This is a genomic window from Streptomyces sp. CG 926 (assembly GCF_003148825.1).
Classification (GTDB): domain Bacteria; phylum Actinomycetota; class Actinomycetes; order Streptomycetales; family Streptomycetaceae; genus Streptomyces.
On the sequence record NZ_QGGZ01000015.1, the window covers coordinates 171329 to 193255 of the forward strand.

Below are 21927 nucleotides of genomic sequence, written 5' to 3' on the forward strand. Positions count from 1 at the left end.
TCCCGTGGCACGCACCGTGGCCCGCGTGATCGTCGACGCACTGGAGGAACTGGGCGTCCGGCACGTCTTCGGCGTCGTCGGCGACGCACTGAACCCCCTGACCGACGCGATCCGCACCACCGACGGCCTCACCTGGGTCGGCTGTCGGCACGAAGAGGCCGCCGCCTTCGCGGCGGGGGCGCAGTCACAGCTCTCCGGCACCCTCGGCGTGTGCATGGGTACGGTCGGACCCGGATCCGTACACCTCCTCAACGGGCTCTACGACGCCGCCAAGAGCCGCACCCCGGTCCTCGCCATCTGCGGACAGGTACCGCTCGCCGAGATGGGCAGCGACTACTTCCAGGAGGTCGACAACGACCTGCTGTTCCGCGACGTCGCCGTCCACCGGGCCACCGTCACCTCCCCGGACCAGATGCCGCGGATGCTGGAGACCGCCGTACGCGCCGCCGTGACCCGGGGCGGCGTCGCCGTACTGACCGTGCCCGGCGATCTCGGCGACCAGGAGCTGACCGACGACCGCCCGGCGCGCTTCACCCTGGAGCGGGCCGTCACCCGGCCCGACGAGCCGGCCCTGGCTGAGGCCGCCGAACTCCTGAACGCGGCCTCCCGCGTCACCCTGCTCGTCGGCCGCGGAGCCCGCGACGCCCGCACCGAAGTCCTCCGGACCGCGGACCTGCTCTCCGCCCCCATGGTGCTCACGCTCAAGGCGAAGGAGGGCTTCGAGGGCGACAACCCCTTCCAGGTCGGCCAGACCGGCCTGATCGGCAACCCCGCCGCCTCCCACGCCCTCGACCACGGCGACGTACTCCTCATGCTGGGCACCGACTTCCCCTACCGGGAGTGGTATCCGAAGGACTGCAAGGTGGTCCAGATCGACGCCCGCGAGGAGCACCTGGGGCGCCGGGTCCCCGTGGACGTGGGCCTCGCCGGCGACGTGGGCGCCACCCTGCGCGCCCTGCTCCCGCTGCTGAAGGAGGTCCCGGACCGCGCGCATCTGGACGACGCCCGGGAGAGGTTCCTGCGCTGGGAGGAGGGCGGGCGCCGGCTGGCCGACCCGGGCCACGAGCGCCGCTGGACCGGCAAGCTGCGCGCGGTACTGGACAACCCGGACCACGAGATCCGGCCGGAGGCGCTGGCCGCCGCCGTCGACGCGTACGCGGCCGAGGACGCCGTCTTCACCTCCGACACCGGTATGGCCACCGTCTGGCTCTCCCGTTTCGTGGCCATGCGGGGAACCAGGCGCCTGATCGGCTCGTACAACCTCGGCTCGATGGCCAACGCCATGCCCCAGGCGATCGGCGCCCAGCTGTGGGCACCCGACCGCCAGATCGTCGCCTTCTGCGGTGACGGCGGCCTCGGCATGCTGCTCGGCGACCTGATGACCTTGGCGACGTACCGGCTGCCGGTGAAGTTGGTCGTCTTCGACAACCGCCGGCTCGGCATGGTCAAGCTGGAACAGGAGCAGGCGGGCCTGCCCGAATTCGGTACGGAGCTGGACAACCCCGACTTCGCCGCCGTCGCCACCGCACTCGGCCTCACCGGGATCCGCGTCACCGATCCGGCCGACCTCCACGACAGTGTGCGCCGGGCGCTCGACACCCCGGGCCCGGTCCTGCTGGACGTGCTGACCAACCCGGAGGAAGTGGCCGTACCCGGCAAGCCGACCGTGGCGCAGGGATGGGGCTTCGCCATCGCCAAGGTGAAGGAGATCCTCCCGACCCGCGAGAACTGAGGGGAAGGGGGCGGTTGCACAGATCGTTCGACGGTCGCAAGGGCCCCGTACAGGGAAAACGACCCGAGTCGAGCCTTCCACGCTGTCTTTAGCCGAAGTTGCTCAAACGGCTCGGTCACCCGGCCGGCGGCACTATCGTCCACATCTCTCCACCCACACCAGCCGGCCCGCCAAAGTCCGCCCCTGTCGCCCCCGGTGACACACGCCGTCCGACAAGCTCCCTCGCACCACCGAGTTCCGGGCGGCGGTGTCACCTCCGACGACCGCCACTTCGGAGACTGTGCCTACATGCCCAGTGGATCGCCTCCCACCAAGAGGCCGTTGACCGTCCTGGTCCTGGTCGCCGCCGTACTCGCCCTGCTCCTCGTCGGGGCGAGTACGGCCTCCGCGCACGCCGGACTGAGCGGCTCCGACCCTGCGGACGGCAGTGTCCTGAAGACCGAGCCGCAACACGTCACGCTCACCTTCACCGAGTCGGTCAGCTTCTCCGACGACTCGCTGAGAGTGCTGTCGCCGAAGAACGAGCGCGTGAACCCGCGTCCCGCGCAGCACGTGGACGGCAAGGACAACACCGCACGGGTGGACCTGTCCGGCAAGCTGCCCCAGGGCACCTACACGGTGGCATGGCGGGTGGTATCCGCCGACGGCCATCCGATCTCCGGCGCGTTCGTCTTCTCCATCGGGCAGCCGTCCGAGACCGCCGCCGTGGTGGCGACCGACTCACCGGACGAGACGGCGGTCGGCCGCCTGTACGGGGTCCTTCGCTACGTCGCCTACAGCGGACTGGCCCTCCTCGTGGGAGCCGCCGCCTTCGTCCTCGTGTGTTGGCCCACCGCGGGCGCGACACGTCCGGTGCGCAGGCTGCTGACCGTCGGGTGGGTGGCACTGACGGCCGCCACGGTGGCCCTGGTGCTGCTGCGAGCTCCCTACGAGACGGCCGGCTCGGTGACCTCGGCGTTCGACCCGGCCCAGCTGGGCCGGACCGTCACCGGCAGATCCGGCGGCGCTCTGGTGGCACGGCTCGTACTGCTGGCGGTCGCCGCCGTGTGGTTCAAGCGGTCGACCCGACGGCTCGACCGTGCTGACGGCGCACAGCCGCCGGAACTCGGGAGCGGGGTCCGGCCGGCCGCCGCGGCGCTCGCCGTGGCCCTGGCGGTGACCTGGGCCTTCGCGGAACATGCGGCCGCCGGTAGGCAGGTGGTGCTGGCCATGCCCGCCGCCGTTCTGCACCTGCTGGCCATGGGGGTCTGGCTGGGCGGCCTGATCACGCTGCTGCTCCTCCTGCGCCGCCGGGGACCCGACAGCCAGGACATCCCCGCGTCCGCGATCGCCCGCTTCTCCACCCTGGCCTTCAGGGCCGTGGCCGTACTGGTCGGCACCGGGGTGTACCAGTCCTGGCGGCAGGTCGGTTCGTGGGAAGCGCTGGCCGGCACGGTGTACGGCAGGACCCTCCTGGTGAAGGTCGCCGTCGTGGTCCTGGTGCTGTGGGCGGCCTCGTTCTCCCGCCGCTGGACCGCCCGACTCGTCCACGAGGCGTCGCCGATCAGGAAGAGGGCGAGGGCGGCCGCCGCCGAGCGGGTGCGGGTCGCCCAGACCGTGGGCGCGCCCACCGCCGCGGCGGGAGCGGACCTCGACACCGCACCCGACGCGCCCGCCGGGGACGCGTCGAGCGACGACAGCGGCGGCAGCGACCACGGCGACCACAGCGACGACGCAGGCGCCGCGGAGCCGCCGGCTTCCGAGGCCGATACCTACCGGCGCGGTCTGCGCCGCATGGTGACCGTCGAAGCCGTACTCGGTGTCGTGGTCCTCGTGGTCACCACCGTGCTCACCGGCACGCAGCCCAGCCGAGCCGCCGGTGAGCGGGCCGCGGCGGTGGCCGCCGCGGCGGATCCGGGGGTGAAGGTGCTCACGGTGCCCTTCGACATGGGCACCGCCAATCACCAGGGCACGGTGCAGATCACGCTGGCGCCGGGGCGCGTCGGGGAGAACACGGTCGAGGCCGTCGTCTTCAGCGCCGACGGCGGTCTCGCCTCCGTGCCGGAACTCCGCCTCACGCTCACCCAGGAAGAGCTGGGGATCGGCCCGCTCGACGCCAAGCTCAAGAACCAGAAGGGCTACTGGGCCGCCTACGACCTCCGGCTGCCGATGCCCGGCGAGTGGACCCTGAACATCACGGTCCGCACCACCGACATCGACCAGGTCACCGTGCGCGAGACCGTCCGCATCACGTCGGTGGCGGGGTGACCCGCTACGGACCTGCCGGACCTGCCGGACCTGCGGTCGGGGTCGGTGCACGGCATACGCCGCACACCGGCCCCGACCGGTCCTGTCAGGCCTGGCTACGGTTGCGGCGTACCCACCAGAAGGTGCCGGCGGCGGCGAGCAGGAGTACGGCCGCGATCACGCCCACGACGGCCCCGGTGCTGCTGCCCGCAGCCTGCTCGCCGGTCGCCCGCTCGCTCGCGGCCGCCACCGGAGCGGCCGAGGCGGCCGCGGCCGGCGGCTGTGCGGAGGGAAGGACCGCGCTCGGCGACGCGGACGGCGAGGGGGCGAGCGGCTCGGCACCGGGGGCCGCCGCTTCGAGCTTCAGCACAGGGGCGGGGTTGTCGACCTTCTCGCCGTCGGTGGGCACCTCGATCCAGCGGGCCACCTTCCCGTCGCCGTAGGTCTCCAGGGTCTTGAAGGCCAGGGACTTCTCGTCGGGCAACTGGCGCACGGTGACGCTGTACTCGGCGTCCGTGCCGGTCGCCAGCGCCGGGCCGCCGATCGCGTACCCGTCCGGCGTGGCCGTCAGTTTCCATTCCTTCGGCGCGTCCTTCAGCGTGACGGCGTCCGGTGCGATGCCCTTCGGCAGCACCACCCGCAACTCCGAGATGCCCGCCGTCTCCGACTCGGCCTCCGAGGAGAAGGACAGCGTCACGTTCTCGGCGAGTGCGCGCGGGTCGGAGGCCGTGACTTCGGCGTGCGCGGCGGCCGGGCCGGCGGCCACCCCCACGACCACCAGGGCGCCGACGGCCGCGATACCCAGCCGGCGGAGCTGGGGACGCATGTGTGTTCCGGTCATGATGGAGAACCCTCTCGGTACGAGCGACGGGACTCGACCTGCGGCCGAAGGCCCCGTCAGGATCAGGGGAACGTCTCCTGCACACCGGTCCGGAGGCCCCCGACGCACCACCGCGTGACACAGCATGGTCGTCACCATCGGCCGCACGGCCGAGCCGTCGAGCGCCACGCCCACGGTCCGCGAACCCGTCCGCACCCCTGACCGGCTGCGGACACCGAAGGCCGCGACGGCCGCCGCGACCGCTGCCTGGATCCATCGGCCCACCGTCTCCGGCAGGCGGCCGAGCACCTGGTCCGTGCGGTGCATGAGCAGGGCCATCAGGCATGCGGCCAGGCAGTGGACCGCCGTCATCGTCCCCGTGCTGTGGTGTGCCGTACGTCCGATCTCCAGCGCGCCGCCGTGCGTCTCGGTGTGCCGGGCACCGGCCGCCGGAGGTACGGACAGGGCGCGATGCAGCAGCAGTTGAGCGAGACCGGTGGCCGTGACCACGTACCACCCGGGCCGGCGCGGGCGGGCCGCGAGCCAGGAGAGCGCGAGGACCACCGACGAACCGGCGGCGGCCCGCCGCCAGGACACCGGCTCCTCCGAGGCGAGATGATGGCCGACGATCGCCAACATGCCGCTGAGCAGCGTGAACACGGCAGCCCGCAGCCCCCGTCCGCCCCACCTCGAAGGCCGCGGACATGGGCGCGTCCCCGCAGCGGCTTCGGCCATGTCGGGCTCATCATCACCGCACCCGGCCGCCGTCCGGCCCCGACTGTCAATTGCGGAGCAGTTTCGCCGCGGCTCCTTCAGCAGGAGTGCGGCAACCAGGGGGCGGTCTCGTTGCCGAAGGCCGACGAGGCCCGCGCAGGCCGGCGTCCGCACCGGCAGGCGCACCTCGGCCGCCGCCCCGGGGTTCCAGCACGGCCAGGCGCTCCCACCCGGGCCGACGGGCCGGCATTCCCGGCCGGGTCGGCCACCTGGCCCGCGTACACCGCTTCGCAGGCCGGCAGCGCGGCCGGCGGTTCGCCCCGCTCGTGCACGTCGTCCAGCCGGCGGCGCGTCATCGTGGTCATCAGCCCCCGCCTACGGTGCGTGGCGGCCACGCTCACCATCGTCACCCCGGCCGCGTCGACCAAGGCCGCGCCCGGCACGGACAGGCGCAACGAGAAGGATCCGGCGGCGTCGCCGAGGTCGGGGCTTGACGATTCGCAGCGAAAGATATGACACTCGAAGTGCAAGTTGTTTTGTGCTTTTTCGTAAGCGTTGCTTGCTGTCCGTCACGAAAGGTGAGACATGTCCGTCTACAGCGACCAAGCGTGTTCCCGGCCGAGCAGTACGGGCCGCACCGCCGCCTACGCCGCCGTAGGCGCGGCAGTGGGTGGCATCTGGGTGCTCGGCGGGGACATGCCCGCCTGGGAGCACGCCCTGCGCGTCCTCGTCGTGGTGCTTTGCGTCAGCCTGGCCGGACGGTTCCTCGGTCGCCGGCTCGCCCGCGCCGGGCGGGCTCCCGTCGACCGCCGGCTGTTCTTGGGCCTGGTGGCGGGCAAGGTGCTCCTCGTGGCCGTAGCCCTGATCGTCGACCAACTCGTGGGGCTGTGGTCCGCCGAACCGGCGCTGATCACGGCCGGCTTCCTGTTCGTCGTGGTGACCGTCGGCGGTCCGGCGCTGCACGGCCGCCTGGCACACCCGGTCGCCCGTGCCGACACCGACCCGCCCGGTGGCGACGTGGCGGCGTACGGAAGGTCTGACGCCGTCGGCCGTGCGTGACGACCTCTGGAAGCAGGCGGGGTGGCCCACCCGGTGCTCCCCGCCCAGAGCGCGGCCCACGTACGGCGCCCGCGCGCTGTCAGGGGTTCCGGCCCCGCGCCCATGACACCGTCCACGGGCGTGTGCCGCCGTGCCGCAGCCGCAGGAGGAGGAGCGGGAACTGTCGGAGCGTGACTGCACCAGCTGGTTCACCTTTGACCGGTGAAGGTGAAACGGTCCTACCGGGAGTGGGCGGGGGTCGGCCCGTGGCCGGACGGAGGCCGGTCCGTGGTGGCGAGCAGGGCGTGCACCGCCGTCTCCATCGTTCGGGCGGCCGCTTCGGCGCTCAGGCCGCTGCTGCGCCAGTGGTACCAGGCGCCCCAGGTCGTCACCGCGTCCAATCCGTGGAGGACTTCGGATCCGCGCGGGGCGGGCAGATGTTCGAGTTCCTCCGCGAAGACCTCGGCCAGTCGCGCCCGGGCGAGGTCCAGTACCTCTCGGGTGACCTCGGTGACGCGGTCACCCGGCGTTGCCAGGCGCATCAGGGTCAGCTGTGCCGGTGTGATCCACTCCAGGATCCGTGCGCGTTGTTCCGTCAGGGCCGCGACCCGAGTGGCCCGGGGCCCGGTGGTCGGTAGCGGCATGATCTGCTCGATCAGTTGCTCCAGCCGACGGGTGATGGCAGTCTCCACCAGCTCGGACATGTCGGCGAAGTGGTGGAACACGAGGCGTCGGGACACACCGGCACGCTCGGCCACCCGCTCCGCGGGGAAGGTGGATTCCCCCTCGTCGAGCAGCGACAGGACGGCCTCGGCGATCTTCACCCGGGATTGCCGACCGCGCTCGGCGCGGCCGTCCGTGGCGCGGTCCTCGGACCGCGGTCGTCGAGCCGGCTGGTTCACGGCGCCCCTCCCCACCTCACTGGGTGTCATTGTCGCAAACGAACGGGAAGGCGGGCGCGTCGGCGCGGGCGGAGACCCGCCGTACGTGACCCGCGCGAAGTCGTCGGCCGGTCGAAAGAGTTGAAGCGGCTCAGCGGCTGTTCCGGGCCGGTCCACAGGGCTGTTGCGGGCGGGTGCGGGGCAGCAGGGGTCCAGCGGTACGGGGCTGGGCGCCTCCTCGCCGTTCCGATGCCGACCGTACGGGTGGCAGGCCGCGACCGTCCCGGGGAGCCGCGTGGCGCGCCTGTTCGGCCCGTTGCGTACGTGTCCACGAATCGCGGGCCGATGGGACCCGTGCCGTGGCGGGAATCGACGTCGACGGGGCGGCGAAGGTGGCCTGCGCGGCGGCGCATCGTCACCCTCGCCATCCTGCTCGCGAACGCCGACGGAGGGCGCGGTTCACGCCCCGTACCGGCGGGCGCGTGTCTGTCACACGTCCGGGCCCAGCAGCGGACCCGGACGGCGGGTCGGGCGAGGGAGTGGCGGTCCGGCCGTACCGGTCAGGAGTCCGTGATCCTGACGAGGCCCCCGACGACGCCGACATAGGCGGAGCCGTCCCTGCCCAGAGTCACCGGCGCGTAGTGGTTGTTGAAGAAGGGTCCGGAACCGACCAGCCGGCTCCACACCCGCTCGCCCGTCCGTACGTCCAGCGCCGTCAGGTACCAGGCGTCGGGCATCGCCGTGGCACCCTTACCGCTTGCGGACCGCAGTTCGTCGGCGCTCGGGTGGGTGAAGGTGTAGAGCAGGCCCGTCGCGAGGGAGACCTTGCTGACGACGCTCGGGACCCGTTCGTGGTCGTCGGACCAGGCGAGCGAGCACGTACGGGAGGTGTAGTCGACGTGAACCCGGGCCAGGCCGGGTTCGGTGTCGACCTGACGCCCGCCGAGCATCCCCTTCAGGAGCGCGTGGTCCCCGACGACGTAGCCGTAGTTGTTCTCCACGACGAGGTCACCGCCCACGGCGACGAGGCTGTTCTCGTCGGCGCCCTTCCCCGGGGCGAAGACCGGCTGTTCGCACACCTTCTCGGGGCCGGCCTTCCCGCGCGCCATCACGAGCACCCTCATCCGCGGGTCGGCGTTGTCGGTGATGGCCACGTACCCTCCGCCCGGGCCGTCCGCCGGGCCGATGAGCGTGGGCGTGGTCCCGCTGCCCTGGCCGAGCTGGCCGGGCTTCTGTCGCGAACCCCGGTCGTACGCGGCCCGCCAGGTGACGACGGGTCGGCCTTGGGCTGCCGCGTCGAAGCGGTAGAGGGCGTGGTCGCTGACGACGAAGACACCGCCGGACTCGTCGACCGCGATGCTGTTGGCGATCGTCTCCCCGGGCAACGTGTGGGTGGAGACCGCGCCCGTCGCCGGATCGAGGACGCCGACCACGCCGCTCCCGGTCACGAACCACATCCTTCCCGCCCAGTCGGGGAGCGCGGACACGATGCCGCTGCTGCCGATCACCGCCTTGAGGTCGTACCGCGCCTCGGTCACGAGCGCGTCGCGCCGGACGGCCACGACCTGGATGGTGCCGTCCTTCGTCGGTACGACGGCCCGGTCGCGCTCATCGAGGTAGAAGTAGCCGCCCCCGGAGACTTCCGTCGGGCTGCTGCCCGCCGCCCCGGGCAGCGTGAGGGAGGCGATGGCCCCGAGGTCGTCCGGATCGAGCAACATCAGCCGGGGAGCCAGTCCGGGGGTCATGCAGACCGTGACGATCCGGCCCCGGGAGTCGAAGGTGACCGAGCCGCAGAGCCCACCCTGGAGCCTGCTGCGTACGGCGAGCTCGCGGCCGGTCGGGCCGGGGCCCTCGTGCGTGTCGCTCTGGTAGGCGTCGCCGTGCAGATTGCTGGAGCCGTTGGCGGCCATGAACGGGTGCTGCGGGACGGCAGGGACGATGACCGGTCGGGGGGTGGCGGCGTGACCGGTGAACGGGGGCAGCCAGGCCCCGCGAGGATCTCCGGGGATGGACAGGGCGGGCCGGGCCGCCGGGGTCACCGCTCCGGCCGGGTGCACGGCGGTGAGGGGCGGTGACATGGCGGCTGCCACCAGAACGGCCAGGGTGCGGAGGAACGTGCGCATGCGGAGGCCTTTCATCCGTCGACCGGTGGGCACGCGGCGGGCCCCGCGGGGCGAGCGCGGGCCACCGCGGGCCCGTCGAATTCCTTGCACTGTCAGTGCAAGAATGATGGGGCAGAGGCCGACCGGCTGTCGAGGGTGTGCACGGCGGCGCCCGCCACGGCCCGGCCGTCGCCCCGCGCGCGACCTGTCCGTCCGGGGGCGTGACCTGCGGTTCCGACGCCCGGCAGGCAGCCTCCGGAGCCTCCGTGCATGCTGGGGAAAACCGGGTCCGGAGTCGGCCGACGACCCGTGAGGACGACGACGGAGGCGGCGCACCATGAGCCAAGCCATGCTCCGGAAGATCATCGACTACGCCAACCGCGCCGACCCGTACCCGCTGTACGAGGAGCTGCGCAGGACGCCGGTGTTCCATGACGAGGACGGGCCGTACGTCGTCAGCACCTACCACGAGATCCAGGCCCTGCTGCACGATCCGCGCATCAGTTCCGACCCGCGCAATCTGACGCTGTCGGCGAGCGACCCCTTGGCGCAGGACGAAGGCGACGAGTCGAAGCTGCCGCCGGTGTTCATCAGGCTCGACCCGCCGGACCACGACCGGCTCCGCCGCATCACGAACCGGCCCTTCGGGCCGCCGCATTCCCCGCACCGGGTCCACGACATGCGCGGCGAGCTCGGTGGCATCGTCTCCGGTCTCATCGACGGCATCGCCGACGGCGGCTCCCTGGAACGGATCGACCTGGTCGAGCAGTTCTCCTACCCCTTCCCCGTGACGGTGATCTGCCGGCTGCTGGGCGTGCCGCACGAGGACGAGCCCCGCTTCCACGTCTGGGCCGACACCCTCGCCGCCAGCCTGGACCCCGATCCGGACGCCGCCCCCGGCACCACGTCCAAGGCCGCGGCCGACGCGCAGGTCGAGCTCGGCATGTACCTGGCCGAGCTGATCGAGGAACGCCGCAAGAACCCGGGCGAGGACATGCTGTCGCAACTGGCGGCCGTGGCCGAGGAACCGGACGGGTCCATGAGCACCATGGAGATCATCAGCACCGCCGCGCTGCTGCTGATCGCGGGTCACGAGACCACGGTCAACCTGATCACCAACGGCATGCTCACACTGCTACGCCACCCGGACGTGCTCCAGCGGCTGCGCGAGGACCCGCAGCTGTCCGTACCGATCGTCGAGGAGCTGCTGCGCTACGAGCCGCCCGTGCACCTGCTGCCCCGGCGCAGCACGCTCGCCGACATCGAGGTGGGCGGGGTGAACATCCCCAAGGGCGCCACGGTTTCGCTGATCCTCGCGTCCGGGAACCGAGACCCGAAGCGGTTCGAGAACCCGGACCGCTTCGACCCCGACCGGGGGGACATCCAGCACCTCGGTCTGGGCAGCGGCATCCACAGCTGCTTCGGCGCCCCGCTGGCCCGTATGGAGGCCCAGTTGGCCCTGAGTGAGCTGGCCCGTCGGCTGGAGAACCCCCGGCTGTTGCAGGACCCGCCCCCGTACCGCCGGAACGCGGTGCTGCGCGGCCCCCGCCACCTGCCCCTCGCCTGCGACGGCATCCGCCCCGCGTGACGGACTCGGTGGCCGGCTCGCCGCTTGAAACCTAAACGACAATTTGTTGCATATTTTTGCAACCTGACGGGTCGAGAAATACATCCAAGGAGGCGGAAGACCCGTACTGCCCGCTCGAAGGGCAGCCCCACCGTTCGGAGCGAAGTTCGTGCACGAGTACCCGCAGTCGCAGCAGCCCGGTCGATCCCGCAAGAAGGTGTGGATCGGCTCCGCGGTGGCCGTGGTCCTGCTCGCCGGCGCCGGCGCCGGGGCGATCCTCTGGACGACCGACTGGTTCGACGGGAACGGGGAGTCCGTCAGTTACGCGAAGCCCTCGACGGGATCGGGCAAGGACAAGGAGACCGGCGCGTCGAAGCAGGACGCCGCGCCGAGTGCGGACCCGGACGTGTCCCTCCCCGCCGGTCCGTTCACCGAATTCAAGCAGACGGTCAAGCTGGAGGACGGCACCCGCATATCCAAGGCCCGGGTGAAGGGAGCCAAGTCCGGCTTCGAGGGCAGCGTCTGGGTGTGGACGCCCAAGGAGTACGACCGCCCGGAGTACGCGAAGAGCGCCTTCCCGGTCATGATCGCGCTGCCCGGAGGCAACGGGAACGCCGACAACTACTGGGCGACCCTGCCGAAGCTGGGCCTCCACAAGGCCATCGCCGAGGGCGCCGCGGCCGGTAAGAGCCTCCCGTTCATCGTGGTCATGCCGATCCTCAACCCGGACGCCAAGTACTACTACGACGGCTCCGACATCCCCGGCCAGGCCAAGATGGGTACCTGGATCGGCGAGGACGTACCCGACCTCGCCCGCGCCAATTTCCGTACCTACAAGTCCCGCGACGGCTGGGCCTTCATGGGCAACTCCTCCGGCGCCTTCGTCGGACTCAAGCAGCTCCTGCAGAAGCCGGACCGCTTCCGGGCCGTCATAGCCAACGGCGGCGAGATCGTCCCGGACTCCCCGCTCTGGAAGGGCCACCAGGCGGAGATGGACGCGAACAACCCCGAGAAGCTCGCACCGAAGCTGATCGCCGCCAAGGGCCCCGAGGTGGACGTCCTCTTCCAGTACGGCACCAAGGAGGGCGGCCGCGACCGGATGGAGAAGTTCCAGCAGCAGTTCGCCAAGGGCCCGATCAAGGTCTCGATCCACGAGATCCAGGGCGGTGACCACAACGGTTGGGACTACGTCCGGGGCATGCGGGAAGGCGCTCTGGAACAGCTCAGCAAGCTGATGAAGGGGCCGAAGCCGCAGTAGGACCTCGCCCCGTCCGGCTCCTCGGTCCCCTTCACCTCCTGCGGTATCCGGTCCGTGCTCCCCGCGCATCTGGTGCCGCGGCCCACCGGGAGGGGATCATGGGTGGCGCGCGTTGGCCGTCATCGCCGCAGCGAGTGCAGGAGGTACGTGTGTCCACAGCGTCGAGTCGTGCGTCCGGGAGTCGTGAGGTCCCGCTGCTCCGCGAGACGATCGGGGACAACCTCGACCGGACCGTAGGGCGCTTCCCCGACCGGGACGCCCTCGTGGACGTGGCCGCCGGCCGCCGTTGGACGTACGCGGAGCTGGCCGTCGAGGTGGACGCGCTGGCCCTCGGACTGCTGGACCTCGGGATCGGCAAGGGCGACCGGGTCGGCATCTGGGCGCCCAACCGCGCCGAATGGACGCTCGTGCAGTACGCCACCGCGAAGATCGGGGCGATCCTGGTCACCGTGAACCCGGCGTACCGCTCGCACGAGCTGGAGTACGTGCTCGGGCAGTCGGGCATCCGGCTGCTGGTCGCGGCCGAGCGCTTCAAGACCTCCGACTACGCGGCGATGATCGAGGAGGTCCGGCCGCGCTGCCCGGAGCTGGAGTTCACCGTCCTGTTCGACGGGCCGCGGTGGGAGGAGCTGCTGGAACGCGGCCGCGGGGCCGATCCGGCCGCGCTGGCGCGGGCCCGGGCCGCGCTCGGCCCGGACGACCCGATCAACATCCAGTACACCTCGGGCACGACGGGCTTCCCCAAGGGAGCCACCCTCTCGCACCACAACATCCTCAACAACGGCTTCTTCGTGGGCGAGCTGTGCGGATACGACGAGCGGGACCGGGTGTGCATCCCCGTCCCCTTCTACCACTGTTTCGGGATGGTGATGGGCAACCTCGCCTGCACCAGCCACGGAGCGGCGATGGTGATCCCCGCGCCCGCCTTCGACCCGACGGCGACGCTGGCCGCGGTGGAGGCGGAGGCCTGCACCTCCCTGTACGGGGTCCCCACCATGTTCATCGCCGAGCTGGCCGACTCCGGCTTCGACGGGTACGACCTGTCGAGCCTGCGCACCGGGATCATGGCGGGTTCGCCCTGCCCGGTGGAGGTGATGACCGAGGTCATCGAACGGATGGGGATGACCGAGGTCTCCATCTGTTACGGCATGACGGAGACCTCGCCCGTGTCCACGCAGACCCGTGTGGACGACTCGGTCGAGCGCCGGGTCTCCACGGTGGGCCGGGTCGGCCCGCACCTGGAGGTCAAGGTGGTCGATCCGCAGTCGGGCCGGACCGTCCCGCGCGGGACCCCGGGCGAACTGTGCACCCGGGGCTACTCGGTCATGCTCGGCTACTGGGGCGAGCCCGAGAAGACCGCCGAGGCCGTCGACCTGGAAGGCTGGATGCACACCGGCGACCTGGCCGTCATGGACGGTGACGGCTACCTGAGCATCACCGGCCGGATCAAGGACATGGTGATCCGGGGAGGCGAGAACCTCTATCCCCGCGAGATCGAGGAGTTCCTGCACGCCCACCCCGACGTCCTGGACGTCCAGGTCATCGGGGTGCCCGACCCGAAGTACGGGGAGGAGCTGATGGCGTGGGTCCGGATGCGGGAGGGGGCCGAGCCGCTGACCGCCCAGGCCGTCCGCGCGTACTGCGCGGGGCGGCTCGCCCACTTCAAGATCCCCCGCTACGTCCATGTCGTGGAGGAGTTCCCGATGACCGTCACCGGAAAGATTCGCAAGATCGAGATGCGCGCGATGGCGACCCGTCTGCTGGAGGAGGAGACGGCCACGGCCGGTGGCGCCTGACCAGGCCCCTCCAGGACGACGCGTCCGTCAACGACGCCACGGGTGGGCGGGATCCGCGGTGATCTCGACCTGCTGCGGCGCGTGTCGGGGGAAGGCCCAGACACGGCCCGCGGTGCTGACGGCGGTCACGGTCGTCTCGTCCAAGGTGACCTCGGAGAAGGGATTGGACCGGTTGGAGATCGCGATCCAATCCAAGGTGCCTTCGTCGTCGTCGCGGGTCAGGGCGACCCAGCCGATGCTGCCGTGATCCGCCGACTCGCCTGCCCAGGCACGGCTTCCGGCATGGCGGTGCGAGGAGAGCACGGAGCCGACCTCCACCCAGTTGCCGGCACTCCACTCGGTCGCCCGCAGGAGCTCCACCCACTGCCACCGCTCGGCCCGGACGTCGCCGACCCGATCAGGTGGGGACAGACGCACCAGGTGCATCACGGAGAGGGAGCCGTCGGCGAACACGATGAACTCCCCGTCAGGTGCTTCCCGACCACGCCACCGCCGGTGCACCTGATGAGCCATGCCTGTCGGGTCGGAAGCATCCATGCCCAGCATGGTGGCACGCCGTTCGACACCCGAGCCCGCCTCCGCGAGCGGCCGGCCGTCAGATGCGCGCCGTCTTGAGTCCCGTGAGGGCCCGGTCCGCCGCCGCGTACCCTGCCGGCGCATTGCCGTCCTTCAGCGCCTGCTTGGCACGCGCGATGTAGTCCGCGATCTCTTCGCGGCGCCTCTGGTCGAGCTTCGCCTCGGCGTCGGCCCAGATCTGTTCGAGCTGCGCGACCTTCAGGACCAGTCCTTCGGACATCTGTACTCCCCACAGCATGCGGCACTTACGCCATTGATCTTTTCATGTCCGCATCCGATCCGGGGCGCGCCGTACCGGCGCGGCGCGGGCACCCGAGTACCGCCGCCGGCCTCACGGCGCCGCGAACCAGCAGATGTCACCGGAGTCCGGCAGGCGGCAGGACGCCCTTACCTCTGCCGCGATACGAGCCAGGGCCTCGGCCCTGCCGGCCGGCCACGCCAGGAAAGGCTTCGTCGGCGACTCCGTCAGGTCACCCGCTCGCACTCCGGCGTCGTACAGGTCGCAGACGATCCGCAGGAGCAGCCCCAGCTGCTCCTCGAACGAGGCACCACGTCCGAGCATGCTGCCCACGGATCCGCTGATGACCGAGAAGCCGAGCCAGTCGTCGTGCGCGTACCGGACGAGGTAGTCCACCTCACGCCGATACGCTTCCCGGTTCACGCCGGCCCAGCTCCCGTGCTGCCGAACGGCGTCGACCGCGCCGCCGAAGGGGACTCCGCCCCCAACCGCATTCATGCCGAGCATGATCACACGGTCGGTGTCACCTGACGTGGGCGGGGCGCCGATGTCGCCGTGCGTGTGGGGGCGGCGGCAGGCGCTACGGGGTGAGGCGCAGGACGGGGGTGTCCGTGGTCAGGACCGCTCGGAGGGCGGGGATGTCCGTCCAGGCGAGGCCGAGCGAGCGGGCGGCGTGGCGGAGTGTGATGTGGTCGGCTCCGTCGGCCGCTTCGCGGAGGGCCTTGACGGCCGTTTCCGGGTCGAGGAAGGCGATCCTCCCGGTGGGCGAGGCCTGTTGGGGCGTTCGGGTCCGTTCGCTCTCCAGCCCGGGAATGCCGGTGAGCCGCTGGGAGATGTCGGCGGCGGCATCCAGGGTTGCCGGGTGCTCGGCGACCAGCGCCCGGGCGACGGGGTTGTGGGCGATGGCGTCGGGGAGCGGCAGGGAGTAGAGGCCCGGGGAGGCGTCCGTGAGGTGGATGACGGTGCGGGCGGTACGGACGCTGCCGCGGGCGCCGTGGATGGCCGCGGCCCACAGCGCGGACGCCTCGGAGGGATGCCAGGCCAGCGCGCGGGCGGCCGCGGTCGCCGCGTCCCGGTCGGGGACGACGGGCCGGTGTCCGGCGAGGCGTTCGAGCAGGGGCCGTTCATCGATCTCGCCGTCCAGACCGGGCCCCGCGACGTGGACGGTGGTGGGGATGCCGGTGAGGTGGCAGGCGGCGAGGGTGAGGGCGTCCCCGAACGGGCTGCACAGGCCGGGCTCGTCGCCGTGGGTCAGGATGTCGCCGCCGATGTCGACGATGCGGATCCGACCGCCCGCGGCTCGGGCCATGGATCCGATCTGCCGGGACAGGGCGGAGAGTCCCCGGGCGGGGTCGAGGAGGAGCAGCCGGGCAGGCAGGTCCCTGGCGAGGGCGGGCAGGGTGGACCCGGCCGGCGGGCGGGCCAGGGTGGCCGGTGTGAAGGCCGCGAAGCCGCCGCCCCGAACCCCCTCGCCTTCGTGGACGAGCCCGTAGAAGTCCCGTTCCCCCAGGGGGCCGCCCGCGGCCGGGTCGACCTCGGGGCGCTCCCACGCGTACGTGGCGATCAGCGGGGCGTCGCGGGTCGCGTCGAGCGGGGCGGTGTGCTCGGCCGGGTCGGCGTGCTCGGCCCGGTCGGCCGTGAGGGCGCGGGCGGCGATGAGGGTGCCGAGGGGGTCCCCACCGCCGCCCGCCGCGATGTACAGATCGCTCACGCGACTCCCTCGCGCTCGCGCAGGTCGATCCCGGTGATCCGTACCGGGGTCGCCCCCATGTTCTTCCGGGCGCGCTTGTTCGCCGCGTGGAGGTTCTCGTAGTACTCGCGGTCGAGGTCCTTGACGGACCCGGAGTAGAACATCCAGGACAGCACGTCGCGGTACTTGAAGCCCTTGGGAGTCAGCTGGACGCGTCGACCGAGGCGGTGGATCAGCCCGTTGGACTCGGCCGCTTCGAGGACGGGTTCGAACTCGGCGGCGTGCTTCTGGTAGCCGAAGCGGTCGAGCTCCGTGAGGTCGAGGTCGAACGTGTCGAGGACGAGCCGCTTGCGGACGATCTCCTCGTCGGTCAGCTCGAAGCCGGTGACGGGCGCCAGCTCGTGGTTCTTGGCCCGCGTGATGTAGTCGGCGACCTCGGCCGCCGAAGGCTTCACGCTGCCGCACATGTAGTCGAGCACGCTGGTGTACGAGCGGGCTCCGACGCCGAGGCCGAGCAGGGGCACGCCGTGGAAGGTGAGCACCTTCTGGACGTAGCCGCCGCGACCGGGCTTCTTGTAGCGGACGGAGCCCTCCTGGACGTAGCCGTGGTCGAGGAACACCTGGCGGGCGTAGTCGTAGCGCTCGTACAGCTCGGGCTGCCACATGTACTGGTAGGCGCCGGTCCTGGAGAACCAGGCGTCCGGCCGCACCGTGAGGAAGTAGGTGCTGATGGTGGTGGGTCGCAGTGCGGCCAGCTCGTCCACGCTCTGCCGCCAGCTCTCGGGGGTCTGTCCCGCGAAGCCCATGATCAGGTCGGTGGACAGGTCCGGCAGACCGAGTTCGTGGGCGGTGCGGACGGCGCGGCGGATGACGTCCTCGTCCTCACCGCCGCGGCCGGCCTCGCGGATCTCGCGCGGGACGAGGGACTGGATGCCGACGTTGGCGCGGGTGAGGCCCATGTCGATGAGGGCCTTGAACTCGTCGGGCGCGTCGGCGATCGACGAAGGCGTGGCTTCCACGGCGACCTCCTCGGCCGTGGAACGCCAGTTGGGGTAGACCTCGCCGATGGTGGCGAAGATCTGCTCGAAGTGGCGGGGCTTGAGCAGCGCCGGGGTACCGCCGCCGATGTAGATGGTGCGTAACCGGCGGGCCTGGATGATCTCCGCGTGATCGCGGATCTGGGTACAGAGCGCGTCGGTGTAGGCGTCGAAGACGTCCTCGTCCGTGCTGATGATCGTGTAGAGGTTGCAGAAGCCGCATTTGCGGTCGCAGAAGGGGACGTGCAGGTAGAGGTTGAGCTCGGGGACCTGGTAGTTGGCGAGATCCATCGCCCACACGTCGGGCACGGTCCACTTGCCTTCCGGGAGCGGACGGTACGTGGAGCGCGGCGGGTACGAGTACTGGTAGGGCGGAATGACGCCCTGATCGATGTGGGCGGCGAGCTCCTGGTGCAGGCTGCTGGTCACGGTGTTGCCTTCCCGTACGGGGTGTCGGCGCGGGTTTCCCCGGCCTGGTGATCCGATCACGGGACGCCTGTCCGGTTCCATCGGGCGGGCGCACCAAATACCCAGCACCTACTGGCCGGTTCGTTGGCAGTTGCTCCAAAGGGCCGTGCCGTGGGGCGAGTTCTTTTCGTTGGTCAGGCCGATAGCCGCAGCCCCTGCCCGGCGGCTTTGCTTGAGGAATGGAAAACGGGGCGGGCCCGCGCGGGCCGGGAGTGCTGGTGATCGAGCCGATGGGGAACGCGGGACGGTTCCTCGTCGAGGCGGCCGACCGGCTGGGGGTGCGCCTGTACGCGGCCACCCACAAGGACGTCCACGAGGGCTACCCGGACCGGCTGCGGGTCGCCCTGGCGGGGGTGTGCGTGACGGATCTGACCGACGTTCCACGGGCGTCGGAGGACATGGCCGCCTTCTGCCGGCAGCACTCCATCGCCGGTGTCGCCGCCTGTTTCGAGCTGTTCACCCCGCTCGCCGCGCTGCTCGCCGACCGGATGGGGCTGCCCGGCAACGATCCCGGGCTCGCGTGGGCGGCCAGGAACAAGATCGAGATGGGGGAGGCGTTCGCGGCGGCCGGGATCCCCGCACCCCGCTGGGCGGTCGCGCACGACGCCGCCGAGGCGCACCGGGTGGCGCGGGAGCACGGCCTGGGCCGGCCGTTGGTGGTGAAGCCCGCGGAACAGGGCGGCTCGTGGGGCGTGTCCGTGGTCGACGGCCCGGACGGCATGGATGGTCCGGAGCGTCCGGAGGGCGCGGAGGCACCGGACCGGCTCGCCGATGCCGTCCGCGCAGCCCAGCGGTTCACGCACGCCCACCCGCACGGCCTGGAGCTCGACACGCGGGTCCTGCTGCAGGAGTACATCCCAGGGGGGGAGTACTCCTGCGACACGGTGGTCTCCGGCGGGGTGGCCTACCCGTTGCCGGTCGTCGCGAAGGACACCACCGAGGGCCGGTACCGCATCGAGACCGGGCACACCTGCCCGTCGGGTCTGCCCGCGCCGCTGGTCAGGAAGGTGCAGCAGATCGCGGCGCGGGCGGCGCTCGCCGTCGGCGTCCGCAACGGCATCGCGCACACGGAGGTGAAGATCCCGCCGGGCACCCAGACGCCGTACGTGATCGAGACCGGCGCCCGCCTGCCGGGGGACAACCTGTGCGAGGTCGTCGAGGCCGCGACGGGCGTGAGCGAGGCCGTGGCCCACCTCCAGGCCGTGCTCGGCCTGGTCCCCGACACCGTTCCCTCCCGTACGGACGCCGCCTCCATCCGTTTCCTGCTGCCCGAGCACGGCGGAGAACTGCGCCGGGTGTTCGTCCCGGACCTGCCCGGTACGCACAGCGAGGTGCACCTGCGCCCCGGCGCGGTGGTGCCGGAGCCGGCGGATTCGAGCTGCCGGATCGGGCATGTGGTGGCCCGTGCGGAAACGGCGGATCAGGCGCGCGGGCTGGCCGAGCGGGTGGCCGCCCGGTCCCGAGTGGAAATGGGCTGAAGCGGTGCGGAAGATCGCCTTCTTACGCTCGGTACGCATCCAGCGCGCCGACCCCTACGTCCAACAGGCCGTGCGCGCGCTCGCGGCCGACGGGATCGAGGCCGGGCTGTTCCACACCAGCGGCACCGTCGGGGACGAAGACTTCCCCGGCCACCGGGAACGACTCGATCGGGGGGTGACGCCGCGGGAACTCGCGGACGCGGTCGCCGCCTGGGGGGCGGACGCGGCGGTGTCGATCTCGCTGCCCTGCGAGAACGCGCTACGGGACGCCGCGGCCAAGACCCTGCTGGACGCCGTGGGCATCCCGACGGTCATGACCCCGCTCGCGGCGACGATGCTGCTGGTGGACAAGTGGGAGACCAAGCAACTCTGCAGGCGGGCCGGTCTGTCGGTGCCCGACGGGTTCCGTGTCGACTCCGACCTGCTGGCGGGGCGGGGCCTCCCGGTGCCCGGCTACCGGGACGCGCTGCGCGCCCAGGCCGAACGGATCGGCTATCCGCTGATGTCCAAGCCCGTGTGGGACTCGACCAGCATGGGCATCCGTACCCTGCGCTCACCCGCCGACCTCGACGCCTACCTCGACGCGTACCGCGTACCCGGCCCGGCTGTGCCGGGAACCCTTCCAGGAACCCTGCCGGGGGCGGTGTCGGCGGTGTCGGCGGTGGTCGAAGAGGTCGTCGAAGGCGACCTGTGCAGCGTGGACATCGTGGGGCAACCCGGCTCTTACCAGGTCCTTCCCCTGTGCTGGACCGGACGCGCCGGGGCAGAACCGGTGTTCACCTTCGCCGACCTGCGCTGGTGCGGCCCCCGCGAGGAGGCGGACACGGCGTTCGCGGAAGTGGCCCGCACCCTGGCGGACTTCTGCGGAGACCTGGGAGTGCGCGGATCGGTGAACGTCGACATGATCTACACGGACGGCCGGTTCGTGGTCCTGGAGATCAACCCGCGCATCGGCGGCGCCACCACCCTCTCCTGCGCCGCGTCCGACACCAACACCTTCGCCTCCCTCGCCCGCATGGCCCGCGGCCTCCCTGTCCCCGAAGGAACGGCACAACGCGTGGGCTGGGCAGTCGAGTTCCTCGCCGGGGACGGCATCCCGTCGGCGGTGGTCGCCGAACTCCGCCGACGGGTGAGGGTGGTCACCGCCCACGAGCTGGTCATCGACGGAGCCTCCCACGGAGACATCGTCGTGATCACCCTCGCGGAGGGTGAGGAAGAGCGGACCGTGAAGACCCTGACCGAGCTGCACGAGTCCACCGGCTTCCCCGCGGCCGAGGTCATGGGCAAGATCACCGCCCTGCTGACCCGGTGAGCGCGGCCACCGACACCCGGCGCACGCGCACCGCGGCGGACCGCCTCGGCCTGCCCGCGATGCGCGGGCACGGCCTCTTCATCACCGGCAACCTGATCGACTCGGTCGGCAACGGCATGCTCCTGCCCCTGGGGCTGCTGTACTTCACCGACGTCCAAGGCCTGCCCCTGGCGCGGGTGGGCGCGGCGATGACGATCGGTCAGGCCCTCGCCCTGCCCGTCACGTTCCTCGCCGGACGCCTCATGGACCGCGTCGGCCCCCGACGCGTCGTGGTGTGGGCGAACATCCTCTCCGCCGCCGGGTTCGCCCTGTTCCTGCTCGCCCGTGAGCCGTGGCACGTCGCCGGCGTGTACGTCCTCGTCCAGGCCGGCATCAACATGTACTTCACCGCACAGCGCACCCTGATCACACACGTCACCCGAGCCGAAGAACGGCGCGCCTGGTTCGCCTTCACCGGCTCGCTGCGCAACGTCGGCCTCGCCGCCGGGTCCGCCGCCGCGGTCGGCGCCCTGACCCTGTTCGGGAACGGCTCGCTGCGCTGGATGATCGCGGTCGACGCCGCCACCTACCTCTTGGCCGCCGCCTGCTTCGCCGCGCTCACCACCACCCCACCCCAGCCGGACGGCACTCCGCCGAGCGCCCTCGTGACCCGGGCCGACCACACCCGCCGCTACCTCCTGCTGGTGGCCCTCAACATCCCCTACGTCCTCGCGCAAGCCGCCCTCGCCGTCCTCGTCGCCGTCTACACCACCCGCGCCCTGGAGCTCCCCGCCTCGGCGGCGAGCATGCTGTTCGTCGTCAACACCGTCATCGTCTCGGCGTGTTCGACGGTCGTCACCGCGCAGGTGGCGCCCAAGGTGCCCCGCCACGCCGTGACCGTCGGATATCTGATCATGGCCCTAGGTTCTGTCTCTTTGGTCATCGCCGTGCCCAGATGAGGATGGCGGCGAGGTGGAGTGCGGCCTGGTAGGAGATGGCGAGTTTGTCGCATCGG

The 21927-nt window shown here is 71.5% G+C and carries 17 protein-coding genes and 1 pseudogene; 9 read left to right on the forward strand and 9 right to left on the reverse strand.

Annotation, left to right across the window (positions count from 1 at the left end; genetic code table 11):
* Positions 1-4: 4 nt before the first annotated feature.
* Together BCL76_RS33355 and BCL76_RS33360 are read left to right on the forward strand one after the other, a co-directional pair.
* Positions 5-1732 (forward strand): thiamine pyrophosphate-dependent enzyme, encoded by a 1728-nt coding sequence (locus BCL76_RS33355; RefSeq protein ID WP_109783092.1) that lies wholly within the window; start codon positions 5-7, stop codon positions 1730-1732.
* A gap of 288 nt (positions 1733-2020) precedes the next feature.
* Positions 2021-3979, forward strand: a complete 1959-nt coding sequence (locus tag BCL76_RS33360) for a copper resistance CopC/CopD family protein (RefSeq protein ID WP_109783093.1) — start codon at positions 2021-2023, stop codon at positions 3977-3979.
* 85 nt (positions 3980-4064) lie between these two features.
* Here BCL76_RS33360 and BCL76_RS40145 read toward each other — a convergent pair whose 3' ends face one another.
* Entirely contained in the window at positions 4065-5438 is a 1374-nt protein-coding gene (locus tag BCL76_RS40145; protein WP_258310052.1) for a YcnI family protein, read from the reverse strand.
* Positions 5439-5673: 235 nt separating this feature from the next.
* A pseudogene (locus tag BCL76_RS40150) lies at positions 5674-5962 on the reverse strand (GNAT family N-acetyltransferase); the annotation flags it as partial.
* Between the two features lie 115 nt (positions 5963-6077).
* On the opposite strand from BCL76_RS40150, the gene BCL76_RS33375 reads away from it, so the two are divergent.
* Positions 6078-6551, forward strand: coding sequence for a hypothetical protein (locus BCL76_RS33375; protein WP_109783094.1), 474 nt, complete (start codon positions 6078-6080; stop codon positions 6549-6551).
* Positions 6552-6769: 218 nt separating this feature from the next.
* Here the strand turns inward: BCL76_RS33375 and BCL76_RS33380 are convergent, their stop codons facing one another.
* Positions 6770-7432 carry a TetR/AcrR family transcriptional regulator gene (locus BCL76_RS33380; RefSeq protein WP_258310053.1) on the reverse strand — a complete coding sequence of 221 codons (663 nt, stop codon included), beginning with the start codon at positions 7430-7432 and terminating at the stop codon, positions 6770-6772.
* A 539-nt stretch (positions 7433-7971) separates the two neighbouring features.
* Entirely contained in the window at positions 7972-9534 is a 1563-nt protein-coding gene (locus BCL76_RS33385) for a hypothetical protein (protein WP_219934005.1), read from the reverse strand.
* A 316-nt stretch (positions 9535-9850) separates the two neighbouring features.
* On the opposite strand from BCL76_RS33385, the gene BCL76_RS33390 reads away from it, so the two are divergent.
* The 3 genes from BCL76_RS33390 (at position 9851) to BCL76_RS33400 (ending at position 14134) form a co-directional block, all read left to right on the forward strand.
* Positions 9851-11101 carry a cytochrome P450 gene (locus BCL76_RS33390; protein WP_109783096.1) on the forward strand — a complete coding sequence of 417 codons (1251 nt, stop codon included), beginning with the start codon at positions 9851-9853 and terminating at the stop codon, positions 11099-11101.
* A 148-nt stretch (positions 11102-11249) separates the two neighbouring features.
* Positions 11250-12338 carry an alpha/beta hydrolase gene (locus BCL76_RS33395; protein WP_181382842.1) on the forward strand — a complete coding sequence of 363 codons (1089 nt, stop codon included), beginning with the start codon at positions 11250-11252 and terminating at the stop codon, positions 12336-12338.
* A 98-nt stretch (positions 12339-12436) separates the two neighbouring features.
* Positions 12437-14134, forward strand: coding sequence for an AMP-binding protein (locus BCL76_RS33400; protein WP_109783098.1), 1698 nt, complete (start codon positions 12437-12439; stop codon positions 14132-14134).
* Positions 14135-14161: 27 nt separating this feature from the next.
* Here the strand turns inward: BCL76_RS33400 and BCL76_RS33405 are convergent, their stop codons facing one another.
* From BCL76_RS33405 to BCL76_RS33425, 5 genes are all read right to left on the reverse strand, one after another.
* Positions 14162-14671, reverse strand: coding sequence for a hypothetical protein (locus tag BCL76_RS33405; RefSeq protein ID WP_109783130.1), 510 nt, complete (start codon positions 14669-14671; stop codon positions 14162-14164).
* A 58-nt stretch (positions 14672-14729) separates the two neighbouring features.
* Positions 14730-14930 (reverse strand): hypothetical protein, encoded by a 201-nt coding sequence (locus BCL76_RS33410; protein ID WP_030759957.1) that lies wholly within the window; start codon positions 14928-14930, stop codon positions 14730-14732.
* 111 nt (positions 14931-15041) lie between these two features.
* On the reverse strand, positions 15042-15446 hold the full coding sequence (locus tag BCL76_RS33415) for a hypothetical protein (protein ID WP_146228478.1): 405 nt from the start codon (positions 15444-15446) through the stop codon (positions 15042-15044).
* A gap of 82 nt (positions 15447-15528) precedes the next feature.
* Positions 15529-16659: a DUF1152 domain-containing protein gene (locus tag BCL76_RS33420; RefSeq protein ID WP_109783100.1), complete on the reverse strand. Its 1131-nt coding sequence runs from the start codon at positions 16657-16659 to the stop codon at positions 15529-15531.
* The gene (locus BCL76_RS33425; RefSeq protein WP_258310054.1) at positions 16656-18104 is read right to left on the reverse strand and encodes a coproporphyrinogen-III oxidase family protein; all 1449 of its coding nucleotides are present in this window, start codon (positions 18102-18104) and stop codon (positions 16656-16658) included. Before BCL76_RS33425 ends, BCL76_RS33420 begins: the two co-directional genes overlap by 4 nt.
* 257 nt (positions 18105-18361) lie before the next feature.
* Between BCL76_RS33425 and BCL76_RS33430 the strand changes: the two genes are divergently transcribed.
* From BCL76_RS33430 to BCL76_RS33440, 3 genes are read left to right on the forward strand one after another with little or no spacing between them, the layout of a single operon-like run.
* Positions 18362-19621, forward strand: coding sequence for an ATP-grasp domain-containing protein (locus BCL76_RS33430; protein WP_181382843.1), 1260 nt, complete (start codon positions 18362-18364; stop codon positions 19619-19621).
* A 4-nt stretch (positions 19622-19625) separates the two neighbouring features.
* A complete protein-coding gene (locus BCL76_RS33435; RefSeq protein WP_181382844.1) occupies positions 19626-20933 on the forward strand; it encodes an ATP-grasp domain-containing protein in 1308 nt (435 codons plus the stop codon).
* A complete protein-coding gene (locus BCL76_RS33440; RefSeq protein WP_109783104.1) occupies positions 20930-21871 on the forward strand; it encodes an MFS transporter in 942 nt (313 codons plus the stop codon). Before BCL76_RS33435 ends, BCL76_RS33440 begins: the two co-directional genes overlap by 4 nt.
* Positions 21872-21927 lie beyond the last annotated feature (56 nt).

What these genes read in the sequence shown, in the direction of transcription:
- BCL76_RS33375 (WP_109783094.1), top strand. Translation starts at nt 6,078, where the DNA reads ATGTCCGTCTACAGCGACCAAGCGTGTTCCCGGCCGAGCAGTACGGGC.
- BCL76_RS33405 (WP_109783130.1), bottom strand. Translation starts at nt 14,671, where the DNA reads ATGGATGCTTCCGACCCGACAGGCATGGCTCATCAGGTGCACCGGCGG.
- BCL76_RS33415 (WP_146228478.1), bottom strand. Translation starts at nt 15,446, where the DNA reads ATGAATGCGGTTGGGGGCGGAGTCCCCTTCGGCGGCGCGGTCGACGCC.
- BCL76_RS33360 (WP_109783093.1), top strand. Translation starts at nt 2,021, where the DNA reads ATGCCCAGTGGATCGCCTCCCACCAAGAGGCCGTTGACCGTCCTGGTC.
- BCL76_RS33390 (WP_109783096.1), top strand. Translation starts at nt 9,851, where the DNA reads ATGAGCCAAGCCATGCTCCGGAAGATCATCGACTACGCCAACCGCGCC.
- BCL76_RS33410 (WP_030759957.1), bottom strand. Translation starts at nt 14,930, where the DNA reads ATGTCCGAAGGACTGGTCCTGAAGGTCGCGCAGCTCGAACAGATCTGG.
- BCL76_RS33385 (WP_219934005.1), bottom strand. Translation starts at nt 9,534, where the DNA reads ATGCGCACGTTCCTCCGCACCCTGGCCGTTCTGGTGGCAGCCGCCATG.
- BCL76_RS33400 (WP_109783098.1), top strand. Translation starts at nt 12,437, where the DNA reads ATGGGTGGCGCGCGTTGGCCGTCATCGCCGCAGCGAGTGCAGGAGGTA.